Source organism: Pseudoalteromonas sp. MMG022 (assembly GCF_021654245.1).
In the GTDB taxonomy this organism is placed as follows: domain Bacteria; phylum Pseudomonadota; class Gammaproteobacteria; order Enterobacterales; family Alteromonadaceae; genus Pseudoalteromonas; species Pseudoalteromonas amylolytica.
Window position 1 is genome coordinate 113127 of record NZ_JAKFZQ010000007.1, and the last position, 24702, is coordinate 137828.

Annotated in this window: 22 protein-coding genes; 9 read left to right on the top strand and 13 right to left on the bottom strand. The window is 44.5% G+C overall.

Features of this window, described 5'->3' with window-relative positions; translation table 11 throughout:
* Window positions 1-30 precede the first annotated feature (30 nt).
* On the top strand, window positions 31-1050 hold the full coding sequence (locus L1070_RS08585) for a glycosyltransferase family 9 protein (RefSeq protein ID WP_237125244.1): 1020 nt from the start codon (window positions 31-33) through the stop codon (window positions 1048-1050).
* On the opposite strand, the gene L1070_RS08590 is transcribed toward L1070_RS08585, so the two are convergent.
* The 5 genes from L1070_RS08590 to L1070_RS08610 form a co-directional block, all read right to left on the bottom strand.
* On the bottom strand, window positions 1040-1474 hold the full coding sequence (locus L1070_RS08590; RefSeq protein ID WP_237125245.1) for a group 1 truncated hemoglobin: 435 nt from the start codon (window positions 1472-1474) through the stop codon (window positions 1040-1042). The two genes, L1070_RS08585 and L1070_RS08590, sit on opposite strands and share 11 nt — an antisense overlap.
* On the bottom strand, window positions 1475-2296 hold the full coding sequence (locus tag L1070_RS08595) for a DUF3034 family protein (RefSeq protein ID WP_070986249.1): 822 nt from the start codon (window positions 2294-2296) through the stop codon (window positions 1475-1477).
* Entirely contained in the window at window positions 2283-4598 is a 2316-nt protein-coding gene (locus L1070_RS08600) for an EAL domain-containing protein (protein ID WP_237125246.1), read from the bottom strand. The genes L1070_RS08595 and L1070_RS08600 overlap by 14 nt, the downstream gene beginning before the upstream one ends.
* Window positions 4588-5265, bottom strand: a complete 678-nt coding sequence (locus L1070_RS08605; RefSeq protein WP_237125247.1) for a methylamine utilization protein — start codon at window positions 5263-5265, stop codon at window positions 4588-4590. Before L1070_RS08605 ends, L1070_RS08600 begins: the two co-directional genes overlap by 11 nt.
* A gap of 104 nt (window positions 5266-5369) precedes the next feature.
* Window positions 5370-6476: a phosphoribosylaminoimidazolesuccinocarboxamide synthase gene (locus L1070_RS08610; protein ID WP_237125248.1), complete on the bottom strand. Its 1107-nt coding sequence runs from the start codon at window positions 6474-6476 to the stop codon at window positions 5370-5372.
* Between the two features lie 198 nt (window positions 6477-6674).
* Here L1070_RS08610 and L1070_RS08615 point away from each other — a divergent pair, with 198 nt between their 5' ends.
* The 3 genes from L1070_RS08615 to L1070_RS08625 are packed head-to-tail and all read left to right on the top strand — an operon-like array spanning window position 6675 to window position 9175.
* Window positions 6675-7361: an ABC transporter ATP-binding protein gene (locus tag L1070_RS08615; RefSeq protein ID WP_237125249.1), complete on the top strand. Its 687-nt coding sequence runs from the start codon at window positions 6675-6677 to the stop codon at window positions 7359-7361.
* Window positions 7358-8683: an ABC transporter permease gene (locus tag L1070_RS08620; RefSeq protein ID WP_237125250.1), complete on the top strand. Its 1326-nt coding sequence runs from the start codon at window positions 7358-7360 to the stop codon at window positions 8681-8683. Before L1070_RS08615 ends, L1070_RS08620 begins: the two co-directional genes overlap by 4 nt.
* 12 nt (window positions 8684-8695) lie before the next feature.
* Entirely contained in the window at window positions 8696-9175 is a 480-nt protein-coding gene (locus L1070_RS08625) for a DUF3299 domain-containing protein (RefSeq protein WP_237125251.1), read from the top strand.
* Window positions 9176-9415: 240 nt separating this feature from the next.
* Here the strand turns inward: L1070_RS08625 and L1070_RS08630 are convergent, their stop codons facing one another.
* The 3 genes from L1070_RS08630 to L1070_RS08640 form a co-directional block, all read right to left on the bottom strand.
* Entirely contained in the window at window positions 9416-12007 is a 2592-nt protein-coding gene (locus tag L1070_RS08630; protein ID WP_237125252.1) for a M14 family zinc carboxypeptidase, read from the bottom strand.
* Between the two features lie 100 nt (window positions 12008-12107).
* Complete coding sequence (locus L1070_RS08635) at window positions 12108-13487, bottom strand: hypothetical protein (protein WP_237125253.1); 1380 nt, start codon at window positions 13485-13487, stop codon at window positions 12108-12110.
* A 4-nt stretch (window positions 13488-13491) separates the two neighbouring features.
* A complete protein-coding gene (locus tag L1070_RS08640) occupies window positions 13492-14427 on the bottom strand; it encodes an ATP-grasp domain-containing protein (protein ID WP_237125254.1) in 936 nt (311 codons plus the stop codon).
* Window positions 14428-14602: 175 nt separating this feature from the next.
* Between L1070_RS08640 and L1070_RS08645 the strand changes: the two genes are divergently transcribed.
* Window positions 14603-15745 carry a M20 family metallopeptidase gene (locus L1070_RS08645; RefSeq protein ID WP_237125255.1) on the top strand — a complete coding sequence of 381 codons (1143 nt, stop codon included), beginning with the start codon at window positions 14603-14605 and terminating at the stop codon, window positions 15743-15745.
* Window positions 15746-15750: 5 nt separating this feature from the next.
* On the opposite strand, the gene mutM is transcribed toward L1070_RS08645, so the two are convergent.
* From mutM to L1070_RS08670, 5 genes are all read right to left on the bottom strand, one after another.
* Complete coding sequence (mutM, locus tag L1070_RS08650) at window positions 15751-16560, bottom strand: bifunctional DNA-formamidopyrimidine glycosylase/DNA-(apurinic or apyrimidinic site) lyase (protein ID WP_237125256.1); 810 nt, start codon at window positions 16558-16560, stop codon at window positions 15751-15753.
* A 26-nt stretch (window positions 16561-16586) separates the two neighbouring features.
* On the bottom strand, window positions 16587-17066 hold the full coding sequence (locus L1070_RS08655) for a hypothetical protein (protein WP_237125257.1): 480 nt from the start codon (window positions 17064-17066) through the stop codon (window positions 16587-16589).
* Between the two features lie 80 nt (window positions 17067-17146).
* Entirely contained in the window at window positions 17147-17377 is a 231-nt protein-coding gene (locus tag L1070_RS08660; protein WP_237125258.1) for a hypothetical protein, read from the bottom strand.
* 83 nt (window positions 17378-17460) lie between these two features.
* The gene (locus L1070_RS08665) at window positions 17461-18171 is read right to left on the bottom strand and encodes an alpha/beta hydrolase (protein ID WP_237125259.1); all 711 of its coding nucleotides are present in this window, start codon (window positions 18169-18171) and stop codon (window positions 17461-17463) included.
* The gene (locus tag L1070_RS08670; RefSeq protein WP_237125260.1) at window positions 18168-19070 is read right to left on the bottom strand and encodes a PhzF family phenazine biosynthesis isomerase; all 903 of its coding nucleotides are present in this window, start codon (window positions 19068-19070) and stop codon (window positions 18168-18170) included. The genes L1070_RS08665 and L1070_RS08670 overlap by 4 nt, the downstream gene beginning before the upstream one ends.
* A 450-nt stretch (window positions 19071-19520) precedes the next feature.
* Here L1070_RS08670 and L1070_RS08675 point away from each other — a divergent pair, with 450 nt between their 5' ends.
* From L1070_RS08675 to L1070_RS08690, 4 genes are all read left to right on the top strand, one after another.
* Window positions 19521-20441, top strand: a complete 921-nt coding sequence (locus L1070_RS08675; RefSeq protein ID WP_237125261.1) for a manganese-dependent inorganic pyrophosphatase — start codon at window positions 19521-19523, stop codon at window positions 20439-20441.
* Window positions 20442-20505: 64 nt separating this feature from the next.
* Window positions 20506-21255 carry a helix-turn-helix domain-containing protein gene (locus tag L1070_RS08680; RefSeq protein ID WP_237125262.1) on the top strand — a complete coding sequence of 250 codons (750 nt, stop codon included), beginning with the start codon at window positions 20506-20508 and terminating at the stop codon, window positions 21253-21255.
* A 123-nt stretch (window positions 21256-21378) separates the two neighbouring features.
* Window positions 21379-23664 (top strand): immunoglobulin-like domain-containing protein, encoded by a 2286-nt coding sequence (locus L1070_RS08685; protein WP_237125263.1) that lies wholly within the window; start codon window positions 21379-21381, stop codon window positions 23662-23664.
* Between the two features lie 148 nt (window positions 23665-23812).
* On the top strand, window positions 23813-24511 hold the full coding sequence (locus L1070_RS08690) for a transglutaminase family protein (protein ID WP_237125264.1): 699 nt from the start codon (window positions 23813-23815) through the stop codon (window positions 24509-24511).
* Window positions 24512-24702: the final 191 nt, after the last annotated feature.

A 24702-nucleotide genomic window follows, 5' to 3' on the forward strand; every position in this document is an offset into this window, starting at 1 on the left:
GTGAGAGTGCAATACAGCAGCAGTATTATTTTGAAACAACTACAAACAAATCAGGTTTCAGGGGCAATTTTGGTTGTCTTGCCCAAATTTATTGGCGATGCCATCAATACGCTACCGGCTGTGGCCATGTTACGTGAACTATACCCAAACAATGAGATTCACTTATTAGCCCGCCCCTACATGTGTGATATTTTTGCTCGCGATAGCCACTATCGACTTAATATCATTCGTGACACCCGTTATGACAAAGATAATAAAGATTCGCTATTTTCACTTGCCAAATCTTTGAAAAAATACAAGTTTAACATGGCAGTCTTGCTAAGAGGCTCGCTCAGCGAAGCTATATTGTGCAAACTGACTGGGATCAAATTTGTTTTGGGCTATAAGCAAAATGGCCGCGCTGCGCTACTCAGTCACGGTTTAAAGCTCAATCAAAATCACCATTATATTCATCGCTACTGTCATCTTATAAATGACTGTCACAATAAGCCTTTTGCACATTATGGCTTGCCTCAATTAAGCTATGAACATACTGATAAAGTAGTCAGCGATGGCGTAAAAACACCTATTGCCGTGTATTTTGGCGGAAAAAACAAAGGTGCTCGCCACTATCCGCTTGCGCTTGCGCAGCAGGCACTTATAGCGCTGTCTAAGCAGGTTGATGCGCACTTCTATTTAGTTGGCGATCCATCGGAAACCACTGACAACCAACAGCTTTATGAAACCCTGCAAGCACAAAATATCACCGTCACGGATCTCACAGGCAAAACCAGCTTAGTGGAGTTGGTTGACTGTATCGCAGCGTGTGAGTTAATGATTAGTATAGACTCTGGGCCTATGCATATGGCGGCTGCGGTAGATACGCCGTGTGTGGCAGTAGTTGGATTCGGCACTTCCCCTTGGTCAGTGGTGGCACCTAAAAACCAATCGTTTATCGCTCTTACCAGTCAAAGTTGCAGTTTATCAGAAGAAAAGATCATCGAAGAAGTTCGCCCCAGCGCAATCGCTGAGGCCAGCGCTCGGTTATTGAAAGAGTGTGCTAAATCTTAATGATCTCCGAGCGCATCGGCGCTAACTTAGCAAGAATTTGATTTTGCACGGGGTGGGCAATGCCAACCTCGTCCATTGCTGCTATCAATAAATCAACCACATGATTAAAGTCATGTTCATTGATGTTCATACCGGTATGAATTTGTACCATCGAGTCCCCATCATACTGGCATGGCCCGTCCAACACATCGCATAAATGGCTGACAAACCCGGTCCGAAAGTGGCTGACATTCGTTTGTTTAAAATAGTGAAAAACCACGTCATCCTGACCAATTTGATTGATAAAGGCATCCACCAAACGCTCCAATCCAGCTTGCTCACCCACTCTTTGATACAATGACTGCGGTGCGCTTTGACAGGCAGACAAACTCATCATCACCAGTAATGCTACAACCAACTTTTGTGTGTATGTAAAACACTTCATTTAAAAATATCCTGTTATCGACACATACCAACCCGTTTGTTTGTCTACACCGGCAATGGAGCCTAAATCTAACCACGCGGCAGTAACGCTCACGGATTTGTTTGGCAACCAAGCGATAAACACATCTCGCCAATGACTCTCACCTAAGCCTAGGTTATTTGCTTTCTCTCTAAACTCGACACCCATAGCGAACTCTCGGGATAGAAAAACAGCCGTACTGGCTTCAAGCAACCACTGCTTGCCTGCATGGTTCCCACCAAATCCCAATAATCCGACTTGATTGGCATCGCTATATCGTCCAGTAACATTCCAAAACCAGTTATAACCGTTGAGTGCGCCCAAATGCAGTTTACTCATTGCCACATAAACATCGTTACCACTGGTATGCTCAGCGCCGACTAAGGTCGCCACAGTGCCATCTTGCAAGGACTTATGTTGAATGCCAACACTTAACTGCGGCCAATCGCTATAAACAATATCGCCATAAAGGCGAACTTTTATGGCACTGATGTCTTGCTCAATATTGGTATTGAGTGCTGGCACAGCAAAGTCTTGCTCGGCGTAGCTTAGCTCAATGCGGTCGAAGAGGTTAGCTTGTACACCACATACATCCAGTCTGTAGTTTTTCACATCCCCTCGGCTACAAAACGCACTCAGCGCCCACTCATCTTCACTGGCATAACCCGCTAGCTGAGCCCAAGGTACAATACCACCGCCCGCACTCCCCTCTATCTGGGAAACACCTGGCGTGGCTAGCAATTTACCATCCGCCAAGGCGCTCTGAGACAACACCAACAGCAATAATGCGCTAAACCACTTCATGGTAACTCCCTAACCAGTTGATAAACTCTTTGGCTGGCAACGGACGACTTAAATGATAACCTTGTGCATAATCACAGCGCATTTGTTTAAGTAACGTCAGTGATTCGCTATTTTCAACCCCTTCAGAGACCACCGAAAAACCCAATTGATGACCAAGGGAAATCGTCGATTGCACAATACACTGATCTTGGTGAGATTCATTGAGTTTTAAAATAAACACTTTATCGAGCTTAAGTTCATCAATTGGTAGCATCTTTAACCTACCCAAAGAAGTTTGACCCACCCCATAATCATCTAAAGAAATCATAACGCCTAGCGCTTTCAATGCCTTAAGCGCAGCAATACCGCGCTCTTCATTTTCGATCATATCGCGTTCGGTCAACTCTATAGTGATAAGTTTTGCAGGCACGTCATGTGTGGCAAGCATATCTTCAAGATGGGGTAAAAAAGCACTGTCTGCAATATCTTGTGCAGAAACATTAATAGCGGCCTTCATGGTCAACCCTTCACGCAGCCATACACCCACTTGGGCTACCACTGTGCGCACCACCCATTGCGTCAACTCAACAATCAACCCCGACTGTTCCGCTAAATCAATAAACAACTCGGGAGATACCCAATCGCCATTACTACGCTGCCAGCGGATCAGTGCCTCAACTTTATCGACTTGGCCACTGTTGATATTTAACTTAGGTTGGTACGCCATAAATAACTGGCCGTCATCTAGCTGCAGCGCCTGCTTGAGCTCATCGATGATCTCTAAACGCTCCAAATGCGCTTCATCTTCACCGTTTTGATAAAAGTACACTTCGTGCCCATCCTGTGCGGCAGTGTCAACGGCTATCAGTGCGCGCCTGATCATATCTTCTGGTGTTTGAGCCTGCTCTGGGTAACACACCACCCCAATGCTAAAGTGCAAACTTATCTCCAGCTTTTGAATCACATATTGCTTGTTCAGTGAAGTCTGCAATTGTGCGATGCTTTGCTGCATCGTCATCTCTGGATTCACAGCGATAACACTAAGAAATTCGTCCCCGCCAACACGTGCATTAAAACCATTGATACCCTGAGTAGTTTCTTTTATACGCTGTGCGACCGCCTGAATACAGCTATCTCCCACTCTCGGCCCTAGCTTGTCATTGATATGACGTAGTCCCTTAATATCCAACGCTACTACGTAAAAACTTTGTTCTTCATTGAGTTGGCGAGATAGTAAATCCAATGCCGCGGTACGATTATAGAACCCCGTTAAGTTGTCATGTCTGGCCTGAAAGCGGATTTTCTTCTCACGCGTCTGAATATCTTCACCCATTTCCTGAAACGCATCTACCAGCTCACACACCTCTTGACTTGGACGAGATTCAGCAATGCTTGCTTTATAGTTGCCTTTGGCGAATTGTTTGGCCATCACCGTGAGCTGTTGAATAGGGGTGGTCAGGTTATTAGCTAGTATGCCGCTGGTAATAAAACCGAGAATAATGGTGCCAAAAGATAAAGAAATAACCGTGAGCACCAAAGTGTCAAACTCTTTGTAATGCTCACTCAAGTCTGCACTGAGCACCACACTTATTGGGTTATCCTCAAGCCCAGGCAGTTGCACTTCGGTGCTCAAATACACCGGATCCTCGCTAAACCAGCGGTTGACGATTTGGCTGTCAATATATTCCAACAGACTCAAATGTTCGGGGTGATCCGCGATAGTCGTCGCTTTTAAGCCCGTGTGATGTGCGATGAAGCTAATTTCCATCCCTGTCAGTTCTTTTAGCTCTGCTGCAGTTGCTGTGTCAATCACAAATCCCACCATGCTATAGGCAATGGTGCGTGGTGCTTTAACGGGCAGCACTATCACTTGATAGAGTTTGTCGCCGATGACCATGAAAATAGAGCTATTACCTTGAGCAAGCACTTGTTGCATTGACTTAGAAGTCTCAGACGATAGTTTAATATCATTTTGGTTTGCCGATATCAGCTCCCCACGCGTGTCAAACAGCAACATTAAGTCGGCGTCTATACGTTGACTGTGGTTAAACAGCACACTGCTGATAGTGTCAGCGTCTCGTGTTGCCACCGCTTGCTTAAAGCCAAAATCCGCTGTTAATACTGTCGCCGCAGTCACCAATAAGCGTTCTTTTGCTTTTAAGTATTGCTGATAAACATTCTGGCCGACTTCTATATCTTGCTGTACCTGGCTTTCATTGAAGTGGCTGGTAGACCACCAAAAGCTCACTAAGCTGGTCACCGTTGTCAGCAACACCAGTCCGACACAAAGCATAATAATGCGATGTTTTAAACTATTGCCCATGATGTTCCTTAAATCTTTCACCAAAGGTATTACGTGGTGCAGGAGTAATTAGTTCAATTTCAGCCTGAACACGAGTATGTGATTTTGGCCATGTCATCTTGGCTCGCTCAGTAATACTGTTGACCTGCTCAGGGTGCCAAAGTAGGTATTCACTAACACTATCTGGCAGCTCAATTGTACCTTGTGCATCTGACACTAAGACGGCGCTTGACTGCGCCACATAAATATAACCCACCATTGAATCATGAATGTTACAACCGAGCACAACCACACCAGGCTGTTCAAAGGTGATAGGTGCTTTGGGCGTACCCGCATACAGTTTTAGTTCAAAAGGTTTGGCAGGCGAAAATGAGTACACATGATGACGAATATCATCACTGTTTGGAAATGATACCTGCTGACCTTGCACCACAGTCAAAAGCGTCGGCGAAAACTGCTTGTTCACCTGATCCATAATGGCTATTTGGTGTGGTGGAGGATTATTTGTTGTTACGTCCAATAGCTCCACCACCGCGTTCTCTACAGGCGAGCCATGTTGATCAACCACAACCAATGTTTTTGCTGATACTGCAACACTCAAGCTCCCCAAAAGAGCGATACCGAGTGCAGTAACCAAACGGCCTTTGAGCACAAAGAATGGCATACCTTGCCTTATGATTTTTAACACACTACCCCTAAGTAAAATTGACTGGGAGTAGAATTGCAAGGCATTTACGAGATAACAGCCAATAAACAGTTCAATCACCGTTTATTGGCTAAGTCTATGGCAGATTAATGATTTTCAATCAAGCCGTATTGTGCACCTAGAATAGCGATGACCTCAGAACGAGGGTCTGTTGGAATAACTAGTTCCTGTCCAACGATTTTGCTGGCAATACCCACATAGGTCTCTGATACGGCCATCATCACATCGACGGGTAATTGATAGTTCTTAGCCAGTTCTTCTCGCTCTCCCATGCGATCTTTGTTAAGCAGCACGTCGCTGTCAGGTACATTGTTGATTAATAACTGACGGAAACCCTCTTTAGAATTTTCGATGATTTTACCATCGCGATAGGCTGGGCCATCCCAAATACGTGATGAATCAGGCGTGCCCACTTCATCAATATAGATAAGCTTTTCTTGACCGTCAGTATCTTCTACATAGCCAAACTCAAATTTGGTATCAACAAAGATTTGATCCAATTTGGCCAGCTCATCGCTGATCAAAGCAAAGCCTTGCGCCAACAACTGCTCATATTTGGCGACATCATCCGCTGACTTAAAGTTAAATGCGCTAAGATTGTCGGTGATGTTTTTACGACTGATGTTAACATCGTCTACCGCTGGTACGTCATCAAGGCCTGTGATAATGCCTTTTGTTGACGGCGTGATCAAAAGCTCTGGTAACTTTTGGTTCGCTTGTAATCCCTCTGGTAACTCAATACCACAGAAATTACGAATGCCTTTGGCATAATCTCGCCACATGCTGCCTGTGATGTATTGACGAGCAATCGCTTCAACTCTCACCGTACTTGCTTTGCGCACGATCCACACGTAAGGGTGTGGAATATCAACAATATGATTACCAGCTAGGCCCGCATCATCAAATAGCTTAAACCAGTGAGCTGCAACACTGTTCAGTGCAATGCCTTTACCCGGTACGCCATTTAAGCCATTTTCACCTTGCCAAATACAATCAAAAGCCGAAATCCTGTCTGAAATCACCATGATAGCCAGCTCTGTACCTGCTGGTACATCATAACCTTTCTCTGCGATTAGGCGTGCGCTGTCTTCATCGGTGAGCCAGTAAACTGAACGAACTTTACCGCTGTGAACTGCACCTTTGGTGCGAATTGGTAGATCGTCATTGACGTCTAAAACTTTGTAGCTACTCATTATTACTCCAAGGGCCGGATGCACCTTGCAAGGGTGCAAAAAATGAGGGGGTTAGAAGGCGTTATAATAATCGTTCAGCGGCAAAATCACAATCACAACCCCGTTTGCCGCAGAAAGATTAGAATTTAACGATGCAAGGTTTTGCCTAACCCCAATCTGATATACCATCGCTAACATCATAGCGGTGAAGGTTTATTGATGATTGAAATTAGCGATTTAATCTACACATGGCAGAACCATGAGCGCCCCACATTGCAGATCAAACAGTTGCAAATCGGCGATGGTGAGAAGGTGTTTTTGCATGGTCCAAGTGGTAGCGGCAAGTCAACTCTACTTGGTTTACTGGCTGGTATCACTCCCATACAGCAGGGTTCTATAAAGGTGCTGGAGCAATCTCTGGAAAAGCTTTCAAGCGCTAAGCGAGATCGCTTTCGTGCAGACCACATAGGCACTATTTTTCAAAACTTTAACTTATTACCTTATTTGAGCCCGCTGGAAAATGTCACATTAGGATGTGAATTTTCTCCAAAGCGCAGACAAAAAGCCTGTGCTGAAAGAAATAATGTAACCGCACAAGCGCACCACTTACTTAACGCCTTAGGCCTCGATGGCAGCTTGCTGTCGCGCAGTGTGTCTGAGCTCAGCATTGGCCAACAACAACGAGTCGCTGCGGCGCGCGCTTTCATCGGTCAACCTGAAGTCATCATCGCCGATGAACCCACTTCAGCACTGGATGCCGACACCAGAGAAGCGTTTATTACCACCTTGTTTGAACAAGCCAAAAAGTACCAAGCCACCGTTATTTTTGTAAGCCATGACAAGAGCTTATCTCACCTTTTTGACCGTAAGATAAGCTTGCCCAGTATTAATGAGGCCAACCTATGACCTTGCTAAAACTCGCCCTAAAAAGCTGCTGGAACCGCCGAACCAGCGTACTTTTAACATTTTTCACCATTGCCATCAGTGTCATGCTGTTGTTGAGTATTGAGCGTGTACGAATGGGCGCGAAAAGCAGCTTTAGTAATACCATTTCTGGCACCGACTTGATTGTGGGTGCTCGCACCGGCGATATTCAATTGTTACTCTCTAGCGTATTTCGCATCGGTCACAACAACAACGCCGTTAGTTGGCAAAGCTATCAGGACATTAAGCACCGTAAAGGCGTGGCTTGGACCATTCCCATCAGTTTAGGTGACAGTCACAAAGGCTATGCCGTTTTAGGGACCGATAGCAGCTACTTTGATCATTACCGCTACGGCAAAAAACAAGCACTGCAATTTCAAACCGGACGCGCCTTCCACAATGGCAAAGAGGTGGTGCTAGGCAGTGAGGTTGCCGACAAGCTGGGCTACCATCTAGGCCAAAACATCGTGATATCACACGGGATGGGCAACACCAGCTTTCATCATCATGATGATAACCCCATGACTATCGTGGGCATCTTGGCTCCCACTGGCACACCGGTAGATAAAACGCTACATATTCCATTGATTGCGGTTGATATGATCCACGCCAATGCTGGCGCGCCACGCGCTATTACTCGTAAACAAACGCCCAACAGTGACCACCATGAACATGACTCACACGATGACCATCATCACGATCATCCCCATGGCTCGCTCAATAGTGAACCGTCAGACTTAGTGGGTAATCCAAAACAAATCACCGCCTTTTTAATGGGTTTTGACTCACCTCTTTATACCTTACAAGTGCGTCGAAATATCAATCAATACAAGCGCGAACCCTTACTTGCAATTATGCCTACTGTGACCTTGAAAGAGCTGTGGGAAATGTTAGACATCGTTGAAAAACTCCTCCTGTTGTTTTCCATTGTCGTGGTCATCATCAGCTTGCTTGGTATGCTGACGACCCTATTGGCAACCTTAAGCCAGCGACGTCGAGAATTGGCTATTTTACGTTCAGTGGGGGCCAGACCCTGGCACATTTTCAGCTTACTCAGCTTTGAAGCGACCATCATCACGCTATTAGGTTGTGTATCCGGTACTGTGTTATTTTACACGGGGCTATTTGTCATCATGCCAGTATTACAAAGCCAATTTGGTGTTAACCTGAGTATGGCTCCACTATCACCCTATGAACTCACCTTGTTAGGCGGTATCATGCTCAGTGGTACCCTAATGGGCCTGATCCCTGCCGCACGAGCCTACTACTATTCGTTGGCCGACGGTATGAGTATTAAAATTTAAGAGAGTATGTATATGCGATTTATTTCCCTGTTACTAGTAAGCATGCTAAGCATTGGCGCACATGCCACGCCACCCAAAGAGATTTTCTGGGAAGACTTAATCCCAAAGGGCCATGTTCAGGTAAGTAATCAGGATGCGGCCAGCCACGAAGGGACAGATCAAAATTGGGTGCAGCCAAACTTGGATGCGCCAGTTGTGAAAAGCTTAGATGGTCAGTCGGTTAGTTTGCCAGGTTTTGTCGTGCCATTAGAGGGTGACAGTCAGATGATCAGTGAATTTCTACTGGTGCCATATTTTGGAGCTTGTATCCATGTGCCACCACCGCCACCCAACCAAATCGTACACGTTAAAATTAAAGGGGGCGTTCCCATTGAAAGTTTATATGATGCCATCACTGTCACTGGTGTTATCAAAGTAGAGAGCTGGCAAGGGGAATTAGCACAAACTGGTTACACAATGCAGGCCGTTGGTGTCGCACCATTTGAGCTTTAATAGGCACGCTCCAAATAGTGCAGCTGTTTACAACAGAGCAGACCAGTGCAATATCGACACTCATAACCTAAAGTGGTTACAATGTGCACTAGGGCAAAGCCTTATAGTTTTAAATATACCAAGTATGTTTTACCTGTTACGACCAGCAAATTTGTGTATTATGTAATGGTAATGTAATACTAATCGAGTACATCCTCCATGTATCTCTAAGTAGGGCCGCTTGATGCGGCCTTACTTGTATTAGCTCTCTGCTCGCCCCGGATAATAAATAACTGCTGGCTGAGAATAGTTTGGCACATGATCATAACTAAACACCGCATAATACTTGGCAATATCAGCATTACCAAAGTTATCCAGTGTATATTGATCCTGCCCACCATAGAGTTTCACACCATCAAATGGTGAGCGTGGTGGGTGAAACCGATTGCGCACCACAAAACTACCTACTAAGTCAGAACTATCCGTGTTCAACCAAGTTAATTTTACCACCCCATTTTCCACTTGCGTTTGCAGGTGAGTCGGTGCAGGCAGGGCTTCTATCCGCCGTTCAATATATTCCACATGCAATTGTGCAGGCTGTTCATCCTGACAGTCTCGCCAGTTAACCAGCGCATTACGCGCTTGAGATTCAGCCGTTGCTCGAATAATAAAGTACAATGGTGTTTGTGCTTTATGTAAGCGAGCCAGCTCTTTTAGGCTGTAACTATCAAAGATAAAGTTGTGTGCCGTGCGCTCCTTGAGTTGCTCATTGCTCACTTCATATCCAATATATTCAATCTTCTGCCTTTGCTTTACATGTTTAAAGTCCACGTCTTTTAACTCAACCAGCTCCACCGTAAAACGAACATCTTTTGCCGATGACAGACTATTGGTGCTGTACAAAGTCAGGCAGGCGCTGGTAAACACAGTACGCTGGGGGTCAAAACACTCATTGAGCTCAAATGCCAGTTGTCCATAAACAATCTCTCCATCAGCGTCAAAGCCTGATGACAACTTATCTGCAACGACTTTATCTTGGTAAATGGTATTGCAACTGCTCGCGCTGACTGTCGATGCTAGCTCGGGTAATTGGTAGATCAGCTCTAGATTTGGGCGATAGTGTAAACCACTACCAAATGTGCCATAGCCGATATCAAACTGCATTACTTGCGAGTCATTGCCTATGGGTAGGGTTTGTGGCCCCTGAATACGCAATAACAAAGTTTTCTGACCAAGGAGCGACTCCAACAAGGTGCGCTCTACACCATTGAGCGCCCAACGCAGCCAAATCCCCTGGGTCATTTTGTCAGACTCAATGGTTTGCCCAAGCGTATGCAGTGGTTTGGCATCATGAATTTTTGCAAAGTCATAGATATCGTCGATTAAACTGGCGTCCAGTATTGAGATTGACCATTCGCCATACTTTTCAATTTTTGCCGCCACACGATTCATCGGATATAAGAACAATTGTGCTGTCTCGATATGTGAGCCATCAGGGATAGTGCTCAAATCAAATGCAACAACACCAATACTGATCCCCCTATTTTTATCTACGCCAATAAACATCGAGTTGTAGCCAAAGTGCTCTTTATTTTTGCTCAAGTAGTTTTGTGACAGATAGCCGACATGCTCTCTTGCTGGAAACAGCGTACGTCCACACTGATTGTCTGCCAATGTCGTTTTTAAACGCAGTTCTGGACTAAATGGTGATTTGATTTTGGTGACTTTATCTACCGCACGAATATTGTAAAAGTAGAAGTGACCGCTTTTGAGCTGAGCGTCCACAAACGACAGTGACTTGGTGATCGCAACCAAATTCTCCTCGGTACAAGGAGCCTTATTGTGCTCACTTCGATACACTTCAAAATAAATATCGTCTCGTTCTTGGTACTCCCACTCCAACTCCACATTGTCGTGCCCTACATGTTTAATGGTGAACTGGGCAACGCGCGACGGAGCCAACGGTGAGTAATTAATGGCTTCACTAAGCGCATACGCCACGGCTGGGATGTTTTCAGCCACACTTTGCGCCATGTTTTTCATATAATCAGGAATGTTACGCGTCCCCACCTCAACCACCGTTGCGATGATCCCTTTGCGATAGTAATACTCTCGACCACTTCCATGAATGAGTTGCGCTGGTGGCTTCCCACGATGGATGCCGTACTGACGCCCAGTTACTTTTTTGATCTCATTGTTCATATTGGCACACAGCACGTTGAGATCTGTGCCTTCAATTTCCACCTCATGATTAAACTTATGAGCAGGAAAGAACACATTGCCTTGTGAGTGATAGTCCAGTGCAATACGAATATTGTCATGATTTTCAACAAAGTCTCTAATGGCCGAAGTTTCTGGCTCTGAAAACGCGTGGGGTCCACCATAGGTATTCGACTGCGTGTTTTGGTTACGCATAAATTTGGCGTCAAAGTTTCTGTTCAGATCCACCCCGAAAGAACCATCACCATTGTTCCGACGGTTTTTGCGCCAAAATGAAAAGTGATTTCGCGAATACTCAAATCCATCAGGATTTAAACACGGCACCATATACAGGGTATTACGCGTCAAAGCTGTTTGCAGCTTGGGGTTAAAGCGATAGTTATCAATCACATACTGAATAAATTTAATCGCCAGTTCATTGCCAATCCACTCTCTGGCGTGGATCGAGCCGGTATAAAGCAAAGCTGGCTTATCATCGGCATAAGTAACATCCAGTGACACAGTCACCAACATAATAGGTCGTCCTTCCCACGTTTCACCAATGCTTTGTAGGCGGATAAGGTGGGGATGTTCACTCATACTCTGCTGTAAAAAATCAATGGTATCTTGATACGATGCGTACTGGATTTTCATAATATTTCCATACAACTAACAACATTTCATTGCCTCAATAAGCACCATGCCACGCAGGTGACATGGCTGTGAAGCAACCTTTCAGTGCTGACACACAAAGCTAATGGCATGACTTGGAAACTTGCTGCCAATGGGTCAGTATTTTTTCGAGCTTCTTATCTTTGAGGTTTTTAACTGCACATAACTGCTCAGGCGCGCTGTTAAGTACCTCAACCACACCATGGGCGCCGAAGGTATTCATGATTTCATCAATCATCTTTTCTCCAATTCCCTTGACTTGAGATAAGATTTCGCGAATTTGCGCATCATCAAATTGCATGCTGGGATAACTGTTAAGCGCTGTGGTTTCGTCACCACTGGGCACGCTTTTTACTGCTGTTGCGCTTACAACAATGCCCTGTAACTTAAAGTTATCTTGGAAATTCCATATCTCACTTGGCCACTCTTCCTGAGCTCGATACTTAGTGTCTAAAATTGGATAGTTTTTATCATCCATGCGTGAAAACAACTCGCCACAGTCTTCACTGGGTGTATAGCGAGAAAAGCCAATATGACGCATGGTACGCAGTAAACGTGAATCAATTTTCCCTAATTCTTCCCAGTTATAAAGCGGAATATTTGGCTTCATAAAGCGGCCATCACTGAGTAACCACATCAGGTATTGCCCTATCCAATCACGAATGTACGGAAACGCGGCGAATGCTGTGGCACACTCTAAGATGCGTAGCTTGCCATCCTTACCAAGCGCAATATCACACGCCCAATATTCAGCATTGGCGGCCTTAGAAGCGCGAGTTGCCAGCTCTAACACATTCTTTGGTACATCCTGATAATCCATACTGCCGCCTTGACTGGTGTTAGTTAGCCATTCACCTTCAGGGGGGCGACGCCAAAATGCACACACGGGCTTATGGCCTACCAACATCACACGTATATCCGCTTCCATGGGGATAAAATCTTGAATATACACAGGATAATAGCGTTTCTCGTTAAGCAGCGCCTGAGCTTGTTCATAGCTATCGACTTTATGTACAAAGTAGCCGCCATAATTTGAGGGTCCGTAAGAGCGTTTTATAATCTTTGGATACTGTGCACTCTCAAGATATTTCTTCGCTTTTTCAGGAATATAGAAAATTTCTGTATGGGGAGCTGGTAGATTATATTTGCGACAAAAATGGGTAACATTCTCTTTCGATTTATTCGCAAACTGACTATCCAATGAAGGCAAAAATCGTACATTCGGCAATGCCCGAGCAATGTCTCGAAACGTTTCGTAGGCTGTCGCAGGAATATTGCCAATCAGCACATCTATCTTTTTTTGCTTCACCTCGGCAATGAAACGCGCTTTGTCATTCCCCCAGTGATAAGTAACCTGTTCGATTTTATCAGGCCAACCTTTAAAGTTAGATTTATCGAAAAAGCGCAGCACATAATCTAGATAAAGTAACCCTATTTTGGGTAAAGATTGTTTTGTTGTCATCGTCTTACGCCACCTTAACTGAATGAAGAGCGCGTTTTTGCACAACGGTTCGCTCTATCAGATCCACCATCGCATCCAGTTTATTCTGGTTAAAATTGATACCTAATTGCTCTTGTTCAGGCGTCGCAAAAGCGGGAATGGTATTCACCTCTAACACCACATACCGTTCTTGCTCTCGATCGTAAATCAAGTCCACACCCGCAATCTCCAATCCCAATGCTTGAGTGGCTTTAATTGCTAGCTCGACCACTTCATCATTAGGCTCTCGAACAAACACTGAGCCACCACTGGTTATATTGGTTTTCCAATCATCCTTTGGGGCTTTACGTCCGTAACAACCAACGCATTTGCCATCTACGATATCGATGCGGTAGTCGGTATTATCGTAATCAATAAAGCGCTCAACATAGAAGTAGCGTAAATCTGTACGACTTAGGAACGGTAACAGCATATCGAGGGCATGCTCGCCATCAATTTTGACAATGCCTACCCCACCCCAGCCATCGGTTGGCTTGTAAACTAACTTACCACCAAAATCACGAATGGCCGCTTTCAACCCCGCAATATCGTTTTTATGACACAAACGATAATCTGCCGTCGCAATGCCGTGCCCATTTAACAGATGAGAAGTACGAAACTTATCTTCAGCTAATGCGAAGGAAGCAAAGTTGTTAAGTGTCGGAATAGACTGGCTAAGCGCTTGATACAAATACAACTGATATTGTGTTTGTTGACCTGCGTTGTAACTTAAAAACGCATCTAGGTGCTCCATCACGATGCCATTGCAGAGTATTTGTCCGCCCTGTGCACGCGCGTCTCGCAGGTTTAATCCGGTGCTTGACTGAATGCCACGTTCAGCCAATGCGTGAACGAGCTTTTGTTCAATGGCTTTACCGCCACCATTTTCGTACATCCAAATGCCGACATGAGGTGCTGTCACTGTGTTCTCCTTGATCCTTTGATTGGGGGTGCGTTTTTCTACTCAGCCATTGTAAAAGGATCTGTGTGACACATTTTTGACCAAATCCAGCGGACAAAATTTGTTCATAAAAGCTTCACTGAAATGCAACTGAGCCCAGCCACGATGAGCGCCAATGCAACCAAGGAAAGCCGTGATGACAACATTAAATTTCGACGAACTGGCAAGTCTCATTACATGCAACTCACACAGCAAGAATAAAGCGGGCGTGGATCAACACGGTGAGCAAATGATCGAGCTGTTAGCGCCATTAGGGTTTTCCCTGACACGCTATCAGCGTGAAACCATCGGTGATCACTTACTGTTTCACACACCAAAGCAAGCTGGTAAAAAGATACTCCTACTAGGGCATTTAGATACGGTATTTCCAGAACACACTTTTACTGACTTCAGTCAAGATAAGCAGTGGGTATACGGGCCTGGGGTATGCGATATGAAAGGTGGCAACTTTGTGGCATTAAACGCTCTGCGCACACTACGTTCACAATTTGGCCCCTTGCACAATATTGACTTTTTACTGGTCAGCGATGAAGAAATCGGCAGTGACGACAGTAAATATTTAACCGCTGAATTGGCAAAAAACTATGACGCTTGTTTGGTGTTTGAAGCTGCGGGAGAAAACCACGAAGTGGTCACAGGTCGCAAAGGCATCGCCACGTTTGAAATAGAAGTTACAGGCAAAGCCGCTCATGCTGGAAACCATTACGGCGATGGAGTGGACGCTAACTTTGCTTTGGCAAACATGCTACTTGAAATGACCAGCCTGACTAACTTAAAGCGGGGTAGTACCGTCAATGTGGGTAAAATTCTAGGCGGCATTGGCGCTAACACGATTTCACCCCATGCCAGCATGGTTGTTGAGGCACGCTTTTCATCTATTGATGAACAGCAGCGCTTATTAGACGGGATCGAAAACATCTGCTTGGCCATCGAAGTGACGGGGGTAGACATCACCATCAAAGGGGGTCTGCAACGTGGTGTGATGGCGCCAAGCAAAGCACAACAGGCATTACTTGATGAGATTAATACAATCCTCGGTACAGTACTACTTACCGAACAACGAGGCGGCGTGTCAGATGCCAACATCGTTTCTTCCGTAGGAGTGCCAACTTTAGATGGCTTTGGTCCATTTGGAGATGGTGATCACACCCGCCATGAAAGAGCGTTAAAGTCGAGCTTCGAACTGCGCATCGAACAAGTGACTAAAATCCTCGCTGCATGGTGTTTTGCGTACAGTAACGCATCACAAAACGTCAATGACGAGGCGTTAGCACAATAAACGGACTACTTTTGGCACACAGTGCAGTACACCGTGCTGCGCTGCCCTAAGCGAATTTCTTGTAATGGCCTCTCGCACTGAACGCATGGCTGTCCCTTACGACCATAAACCAGTAACTGCTGTGCAAAATAACCTGGCTTTCCATCACTTTGCGCGAAATCTTTCAGTGTAGTACCACCTTGGGTAATCGCTGCGCTCAGCGTTTGTTTGATGATCGGCGCTAAGGTTTGATAGCGCTTCAACGAGACTTTACCCGCTTCTCGTTTGGGATGTATGCCCGCTTTGAATAATGATTCATTAGCATAAATGTTGCCCACACCCACCACCACATGGTTGTCCATAATAAACTGTTTCACTGGGACTTTTTTGCTTCGTGACCGCTCAAATAACCACTGGGCGCTAAACTCATCGGTCAATGGCTCAGGGCCCAACTTCGCAAACAATGTATGGCTGTGCTTAGGTTCCTGCCACAAACAGGCCCCAAAGCGACGCGCATCATTGAGTCGAAGTGCTTTACCATTTTCAAAATGTATTTCTACATGATCATGTTTTTTTAGCGCTTCATGCTGTGGCACGATGCGTAAATGCCCCGACATGCCCAAATGTAAAATGACACTGCCTACATCAGTGTCCAATAACAAATATTTAGCACGCCTGCGTACCGAGCGTATCACCAATCCCTCAATACTGTGCACTTCATCTGGTACGGGCCAGCGTAGGCTTGCATTGTGAATAAAAACCTTAGTGACAGTTTGCTGTTCAATATGGGGTTGAATACCTAATTTACTGACTTCAACTTCGGGTAGTTCTGGCATAATTTACTCGGTAAAAAACATGTCTGTCATTGCTTATCAAGGGCTAACGGTGCAAACAGTAGATTTGCTTGCTCTGTAGATAACTGCAACCAATGTTGTTGTTGCTTATCGAACAAGTAATATTGACCATCCGCTTGATACAGCTGATAACTCAGTGGTAATTCCTGTGACGCGATCCAAATTTGGGCTACACTGAGCGCTTGCTCCTGATTTAGAGACACCTGCGCCACATCCAATAACGTAGTTTGCCACAGGGCAATCAATGCACGCAATTGCTCGGGCTGCGCCTGCCACAGTCCATCAATACGCCAAGAGGTACCAATTCGTTCAATTTTATAACCAGGAAATGCTAACGTAAGCACAAAACTCTGCTCAGGAAGCAATCGCTGAGGCCCCTTAGGCTCAGATTGAGGATTGAGTTTATGGTGAATACCATTGAGAAAAAATATCATCAACAGCATGGAAATGATCACCACATTATTCCACGCCTTAGTGCCTAACCTCATGTGCTCTCCGAATAGCCGTGCAGTCCTCCATGCTCTGTTTGTAAATACAGAACACAGTATTACTTTGCTGATAATAAAGCTTATTGCGCGACAAGGCTATGGCTACCGGGGTCAACGACCTCTTGCTGCACCACATTTATCACTGCAGGTTCTGCCACTTGCTGTTTTCTGAATTTAACAATACTCACTACTAAGCATAAGAAACTACATGAAATAATTCCCAACATCACAAACCCAAACAGACAAAATACGAAGCCGCTGTTAATCCGCCAATTAAGGCCGAACTGCCGTAGGTTTTCGGTATGATCCAATTCACTAACACCAGCAGCATGCTCGTGCCTAAGCCACTGAAGAAGGTCGCCCCATACAGGTAAGCCAGATTTTTATTCATTATTTACCGACCTAAATAAAATTGATTGAGTATGCGGGCTAGCCGCTGCGGTTGTTCTAAAGGCACCATATGACCGCATTCATCCAACAGCTGTAATTGCGCATTGGGGAGTAGCTTGGCCATGTTTTGTAAGTCTTGAACAGTAACTTTTTGGTCCTGCTGTGCACCGATGATCAACACCCTGCATGGCAGTTTGCCAAGATCCGCGCTTAAATCTTCTCGTGATGAGGTTTGTTGAATTTGGTTTAGTAAGGTTGCACCACCTAGCGACTTGTCCATGTCTTTAATGAGGTCGATTAACTCATTGTCTTGCCATCGCTGTTGACAGATAAACTCTTTTACGCGAGCACGGGACATGCCTCCATATGTATGCGTGTGCAGAAAATCCAGCATACCTTTGCGCGCTTGTTTTTCCCCATCGCTTAGCCCCCGCGCACTACTGGCAATCAACACCAGCGAGCTGACCTTAGCTGGGTTTGCTAGTGCATATTGCAATGCTAGATATCCCCCCATAGAAAACCCCAATAAATGTTGGCTTTCACAGAGCGCCTCATCAATTGCCGCCAGCATGTGAGCCTGTGTTTGGCATTCTTCTATGGCTACATGACGCGGCTGTACACACTCATCCAAGTACGGTATTAACCGCTCCCACAAACGATGATTACACTGTGTACCCGGCACCATGGCAAGCTTCACTTGTCTCAAATCACTCATGTTAGTTCCATATGAAATTGGTACAATTGCACCACCTGACCTGCCAAGCGCACCGAGTTATTTGACATCTCATGAGTGCTTAACGTTACACGCACTGTACCCTGTCGGTTGAAACTAAAGCCTTGATAGGCATAAATTTCATCTGGTAAAGATTGTCCACCACTGTGGCATAAATGTGTTAATACACGACTAAATGCAACTACAGAATTACCGTTGACTGGGTCTTCATTGATCCCCATTTGAGGTGAAAACATACGGCCTTTCACGTGCGCCTTATGGCTAGGCAGCCATGAGAAAGCGAACAAGGCGGTAACGTTATGCTGTTGCTGAACCTCGCGTAGCTTTTGCCAATCTGGTGATAATGCCAACAACCGTTCTTCATCAAGATGTAACAGCAACCTTGTGGCTGTCCCAGCAAAATGAGTCAAATAAGCCCCCTTGATAGCTTGAGCGTCAATACCTAAGCTATCGAGCACACCAGACGGGCAATCTCTTAATACCTCACATTGCGGCTGCTTGGTGGCAAAAGCATAGTAGCCACCTTTTTTATCGCTTTGCTGATAACAACGAATAAGTCCATTCGTTGTTTGTAGTTCAACCCAATCAAGTGCTTGATTTAAACCACACTTAAATGCCACCGATGCAGCAGCTAACGTGCCGTGTCCGCAACTGTTAACCTCTTTTAATGGTGTGAAATATCGCAATGAAACCTGCTTATCAGACACAGATATAAACATGGTCTCGGGAGTATTAAACTCCCGAGCCAGTAATTGCATGGTCTGCTCGCTCAAAGGGCTGGGGCAAAGCACAACACTGGCTGGATTGCCTTGATAAGGCTCGGCGCAAAATACGTTACAGTGAAATACTTGCAAATTTGAATGGCAGTTTGAGAAGACCACTATATTCCTTTTGATGGCTAAAGTTTAATAACCGGCTTGCCTCGCACAACATACTCTGCACCACATATAATCACTTCTCTATCTGCGTGCAATGGCCCTGTGACCAACATGTTAGCATTGCCTGTATCACTTTTCACCTGCACGGGTGCTTTACTGTACGTAGTCTATCTACTCGCTGTAGTTTTAGTAATGAACTCGACTCTATCCTCTGTGAAATACAAGATAACCGATTGGAATAATAATACTTTTATTTTTATACAATATATGACGGTTATTATAACTCCTGAAGATTATCCTGTTATTCGGTGTTAAATTACTGATAGATACTCTCTCTCTTAGCACAGAATCTAGTCTATTCATTACAGCTATATAAGTAAGCTATTTTTTAGCTGTTTAATTGTGCATATTCTTTGCTAAAATGGCGCACAAAATTTAAAGGAGTTCCGTCTAATGACAATGTACGTAGTGGGTCACAAGATCCCTGATTCAGATTCTATTTGTGGTGCGATTGCACTGGCATACTTAAAAAACAAAATCGGTGAAACAGCGATTCCAACACGTTTGGGTGAAGTGTCGCCTGAAACACAGTTTATTCTTGACCGTTTTGGTTTTGACGCACCAGAACTAAAAATGAGCTATGCAGGTGAAAATGTTTATATCGTTGACCATACAGAAAAGACACAAGCACCTGATGACATCGATCAAGCGACAGTTGTTGGTGTTGTTGATCACCACAAACTTGGTGACTTAACAACTTCAACGCCACTTGAGTGCTGGATCCGTCCAGTGGGATGTAGCAACACTATCATTAAAATGATGTATGACTTCTACGGCGTAGAAATTCCTAAAGATATTGCGGGCATCATGATGTGTGCCATCTTAAGCGATACGGTTATTTTCAAATCACCAACGTGCACCACAGCCGATATCAAATGTGTAGAAGCACTCGCTGAGATCGCTGGCGTGGAAGATTTCAAAGAGCTTGGCATGGACATGTTCAAGGTTAAATCAGCCGTTGAGGGCACGCCTGCGCGCGACCTTGTAATGCGTGACTTTAAAGATTTCAACATGAACGGTAAGCTTGTTGGTATCGGCCAATTAGAAGTAATTGATTTATCAGTATTTGATGAAATCAAAGCAGACCTTGAAGCTGACATCGCCAAGTTAAAAGAAGAAGGTGGCCGTCACTCGGTATTACTACTACTTACCGATATCATGAAAGAAGGCTCACAAATGCTCATCGCTTCTGACGATGAAGGCGTAATTGAAGCTGCCTATGGCGTGAAGCCTGAACAAAGTCGCGTATGGCTTGACGGTGTACTGAGCCGTAAAAAGCAAGTTGTACCACCACTGCAAGATGCTTTTGCTTAATCACTCAAGCTGAAAATCCTGTAAAAAAACCGAAGCACCTGCTTCGGTTTTTTGTTATCGTCAAATGATGAAAACACTATTTATTGAGCCTGGCCTCTTTGCTATTCGCACCCAGGTACTTGATACCGAAATGCACCAACACGCCTTGATGCAGCTGACGTTACCCGATCAACACAGCACTTTGAACGTTGCCAATTATCCTCCCATACACGGTGCGATGACTCTTCTGAATGCGAATCTTCCACATCAACTAACCATGCAGCAAGGCTGGGTGATACTCATTGAGCCAAGTAGCCAACTGGGCACTCAGGCAAGTAAGGTGCTCGCAGATAATGACATCATGACTTGGCCGCTGGAAACGCACGATGATTCAGATGAGCTCAGCAACTTATTAGCGCGTGCTAACCTTTCTTATACAGCCAACACAGCAATGCATCATAGTCACTTGGACCCTCGCATTGCTACCTTACTGAACCAGCTCAATCAATGCTTTAATCACGATTGCCTCAAGCCTGAGCATTGGCTGGCAAAAGACATTGCTCAGTCATTAAAGTTATCTGAGTCTCGTTTCTTACATCTATTTAAAGAAAATATGCAGCTACCTTGGCGACCTTATTTGCTATGGAGAAGATTAATTTGCGCCATTCAATCGCTCAGTCGAGGTGACAGCGCCACCCAAGCAGCCCACATTGCAGGCTTTGCCGACAGCGCACACCTGAGCCGTACTTTTAAAAGGCAATTTGGTATTACCATGCGTAAAGCATTAGAGAGCATTCAAAATGCCTCCCCTCCCAACTCTATAAACACAAAATAAACTTTTGGTGATTTTTATTTACAATTGTTTGTTTCTTTAAGAGGGAATCTAACTTAACATGTCGTGTTTTTAACGAGATACCTGAAAGCTTTTATGCCTTCGAGCTGAGAAACAAGGACAACAATGAACAAATTATACGTAGCCACTCTATTCACTATGTTGCTCAGTGGATGTGGCGGTGGCTCTGATTCTGAGCAAAATCATAATGGTGGCGCTAGTGTTGTAAGTACAGATACACAAGCTCCCGTTATTACCCTATCGGGTGCAAACCCAACCACAATAGAATATGGTCATGTATACTCTGATGCGGGGGCTAAAGCCATTGATAACGTCGATGGCAACATTACTATATCTAAAGTATCCAATGTCGATACATTCACACTCGGTACCTATCAAATTGAATATACGGCGTCCGATACCACAGGCAATAAATCGGTCGCAACACGTGTCGTTAAGGTGGTCGATACTACCGCGCCGGTCATGACACTCAATGGCGATGCTCAAATAGAAATATCGGTGGGCAGTGAGTATATCGAGTTAGGCGCCACAGCAGAGGATGCAGTTGACGGTTCATTGACGAGTGTTATCTCAACCAATCTTGATGTTTCTCAAGTTGGTGAATACTCAGTGATATACACCAGCGAAGACCATTCCGGTAATCAGGCAACAATAGAGCGCAAGGTGATAGTAAGCGACACTCCGCTTGCCGATGTACTACAAGATGAACAGCTACTCAGTTGTGCACACGAAGCTGACTACCGTTACGTATCACAAGTGAAATACTTATTGTGTAACGAAAAAGACATTCACAGCACACAAGGCATTGAATACTTAAAAAACCTGATACAACTAGACCTTGCCAATAACCAGCTTTCAAACATTGACGTGAGTCATAACTTAGCGCTTGAATATCTTAATGTAGAGGGAAACCAGCTCACATCGCTAGACGTACACAAAAACACAGCGCTCAACCAGTTGAATGCCACAGACAATCAACTGACAGAAATTGATGTCACGAAAAACACCGCATTGTTTGCACTAGCGCTCGATAAAAACCACCTCACTGCAATTGACGTAAGCAACAATACAGCACTGATTGAGTTGTACCTTATTGAAAACCAACTCACGCAGCTTGATATTGGTCAAAACACCGTGCTCGAAAGGCTTTATGTTGGCAGTAACCTATTGACTGAAATTAATCTCACCAACAATACAGCACTCACCAGCGTGTGGTTACCCAACAACCGCTTAACAAGCATCGATACCACAGGTCTTAATGATCTAACGCTGTTAGTGGTATTTGACAATAAATTACAAGCACTTGATATCAGTGATAGTCAGGCGTTAACGCGCTTAAACGCTGCGAACAACAACCTTTCAACAATTGATATCAGCAACAACCCAGCTTTAACACTTTTATCCTTACAAATAAACGAGTTAACGTCGGTAGACTTACAGCACAATGTGCTTTTGAAAGCGTTGCTTGTCTCCGACAATGCCCTGAATGAGCTTAATGTCAGCAATAATATTGCGCTTGAAACGTTGCAGGTCGACTTTAACAACTTGCGTACTATTGACATCTCGATGCTCACTGAACTTACCGACTTATCTATTTCAAGTAACCAATTAGCAGCGCTCGATATAACCCACAATACTAAACTCGCTACCCTGTGGGCCTATGAAAATCAGTTAACAGATATCAATCTGGACATGAATCTAGCACTCACCTCGCTCAACTTGGAGTACAACCAATTTCCCCACATTGATGTAAGCCAATGTCATTTATTAAAACGGCTTTATGTGGCAGAGAATCAACTATCAAGTATAGATATTACCAAAAACCATCAGCTGGAAAGGTTATCAGCATTTAACAACCAGATTGCGGCAATTGATGTCAGCAATAACCCAGAGCTGAACTATTTAGACCTACAAACAAACCAATTAACAATGATAGATTTGAGCCAAAACTCTGCGCTGCAAACATTGTTCGTCTCAGCCAATTCTCTGTCTGAAATTAATGTGGCACATAATCCGATGCTGACGTCCTTATCTGCGTCGTATAATCAACTGAGCGCCATCGATGTAACAGCAAATACCAGCCTAAGGCACCTGAATGTTAAGCAAAATCAACTTGATACTATAGATATACAGCATAATGTTGATCTCACATCATTGACTGCGGGCTATAACCAGCTAGCACAAATCGATGTGAGCCAAAATATGCTGTTGAAGGAGCTGAAAATTCAAGATAATTTACTCACACAGATTGAACTACAAAACAATACTGAGCTTGAATGGCTGTATTTGCACAACAACCATATCGACAGCATCGATTTAACGACCAATAATAAAATCGAACAACTTAGACTTGACCATGGTGTCACCTGTTCAGGCGCTGTTTGTCCGTAACCAAGCCTCTGCATTGAAAAAAGCCGCACTACACGGCTTTTTTCTTACGCTGCACCACCAAGTAAAACATCTAACCTCATAGCCAGTTTATTCAATTTTTTATTCTCAAAGCCTGACATACTGCTCAAAAACACCGAGGGGTATAAACATGCAAGAGTTCCTAGTACACACGCCTTTACTCGACTTCAATCACCCAGATATTCAGCAGCTGATTGAATCTCGGCACTGGCATACACTAGAAAAACCAGCGGCTTTAAAGGCCATATATGACTTTGTAAAAGATGAAGTATTGTTTGGCTATAGCGCTACAGACAGCTTAACCGCCAGTGAGGTGTTGCAACAAGGGTACGGACAGTGTAATACCAAAGGGACTTTGTTAATGGCATTGCTACGCGCGGTTGGTATTCCCTGTCGTTTACAAGGCTTTGTTATCAGCAACGATTTAAAGCAAGGCGTCATGCCTACATGGATTTTAATGCTCGCCCCAAAAACCATCATTCATAGCTGGGTTGAGGTATACATTAACGAGCAATGGCTGGAACTGGAGGGGTACATCATAGACAAAGGCTATTTAAAAGCGATTCAACAACGCTTTATAAATCATACGGGGCCGTTTAAAGGCTATGGTATCGCAACGCCCTGCTTACAACAGCCAAGCAATGAATTTGTGGGAAACCATACTTACATCCAACGAGAGAGTATCATTAAATCTCTTGGATTATTCACGGTTCCCGACTCGTTTTATCATAGGTTCAGTAATTTAACAGGTATAAAAAAGTGGCTATACCAACATTGGCTGCGCCACATTATTAACCGAAGAATTAAAAAAATTAGGGCCAGCTTATGAACGAAATAAGCCGCATTAAGCGGCTTTTTATTTGTCCGCCTCTGTCATAACTCTAACAAGCCTTGGCGATGATAAACGCCAATATTCAAACCACACATTTGCCGCACTTAACAATCTAAACTACTTTTGATATGAACCAGTTGCGCTTAATGGACGTAATAACAAGGTCGGTGAGTATCAAGTACTGACAC

Bases quoted from the DNA above. Each gene is read 5' to 3' on its own strand.
- L1070_RS08685 (WP_237125263.1), top strand. From the start codon at position 21,379: ATGAACAAATTATACGTAGCCACTCTATTCACTATGTTGCTCAGTGGA.
- L1070_RS08600 (WP_237125246.1), bottom strand. From the start codon at position 4,598: ATGGGCAATAGTTTAAAACATCGCATTATTATGCTTTGTGTCGGACTG.
- L1070_RS08630 (WP_237125252.1), bottom strand. From the start codon at position 12,007: ATGAAAATCCAGTACGCATCGTATCAAGATACCATTGATTTTTTACAG.
- L1070_RS08625 (WP_237125251.1), top strand. From the start codon at position 8,696: ATGCGATTTATTTCCCTGTTACTAGTAAGCATGCTAAGCATTGGCGCA.
- L1070_RS08680 (WP_237125262.1), top strand. From the start codon at position 20,506: ATGATGAAAACACTATTTATTGAGCCTGGCCTCTTTGCTATTCGCACC.
- L1070_RS08620 (WP_237125250.1), top strand. From the start codon at position 7,358: ATGACCTTGCTAAAACTCGCCCTAAAAAGCTGCTGGAACCGCCGAACC.
- L1070_RS08610 (WP_237125248.1), bottom strand. From the start codon at position 6,476: ATGAGTAGCTACAAAGTTTTAGACGTCAATGACGATCTACCAATTCGC.
- L1070_RS08635 (WP_237125253.1), bottom strand. From the start codon at position 13,487: ATGACAACAAAACAATCTTTACCCAAAATAGGGTTACTTTATCTAGAT.
- mutM (WP_237125256.1), bottom strand. From the start codon at position 16,560: ATGCCAGAACTACCCGAAGTTGAAGTCAGTAAATTAGGTATTCAACCC.
- L1070_RS08675 (WP_237125261.1), top strand. From the start codon at position 19,521: ATGACAATGTACGTAGTGGGTCACAAGATCCCTGATTCAGATTCTATT.
- L1070_RS08665 (WP_237125259.1), bottom strand. From the start codon at position 18,171: ATGAGTGATTTGAGACAAGTGAAGCTTGCCATGGTGCCGGGTACACAG.
- L1070_RS08655 (WP_237125257.1), bottom strand. From the start codon at position 17,066: ATGAGGTTAGGCACTAAGGCGTGGAATAATGTGGTGATCATTTCCATG.
- L1070_RS08690 (WP_237125264.1), top strand. From the start codon at position 23,813: ATGCAAGAGTTCCTAGTACACACGCCTTTACTCGACTTCAATCACCCA.
- L1070_RS08615 (WP_237125249.1), top strand. From the start codon at position 6,675: ATGATTGAAATTAGCGATTTAATCTACACATGGCAGAACCATGAGCGC.
- L1070_RS08590 (WP_237125245.1), bottom strand. From the start codon at position 1,474: ATGAAGTGTTTTACATACACACAAAAGTTGGTTGTAGCATTACTGGTG.
- L1070_RS08595 (WP_070986249.1), bottom strand. From the start codon at position 2,296: ATGAAGTGGTTTAGCGCATTATTGCTGTTGGTGTTGTCTCAGAGCGCC.
- L1070_RS08645 (WP_237125255.1), top strand. From the start codon at position 14,603: ATGACAACATTAAATTTCGACGAACTGGCAAGTCTCATTACATGCAAC.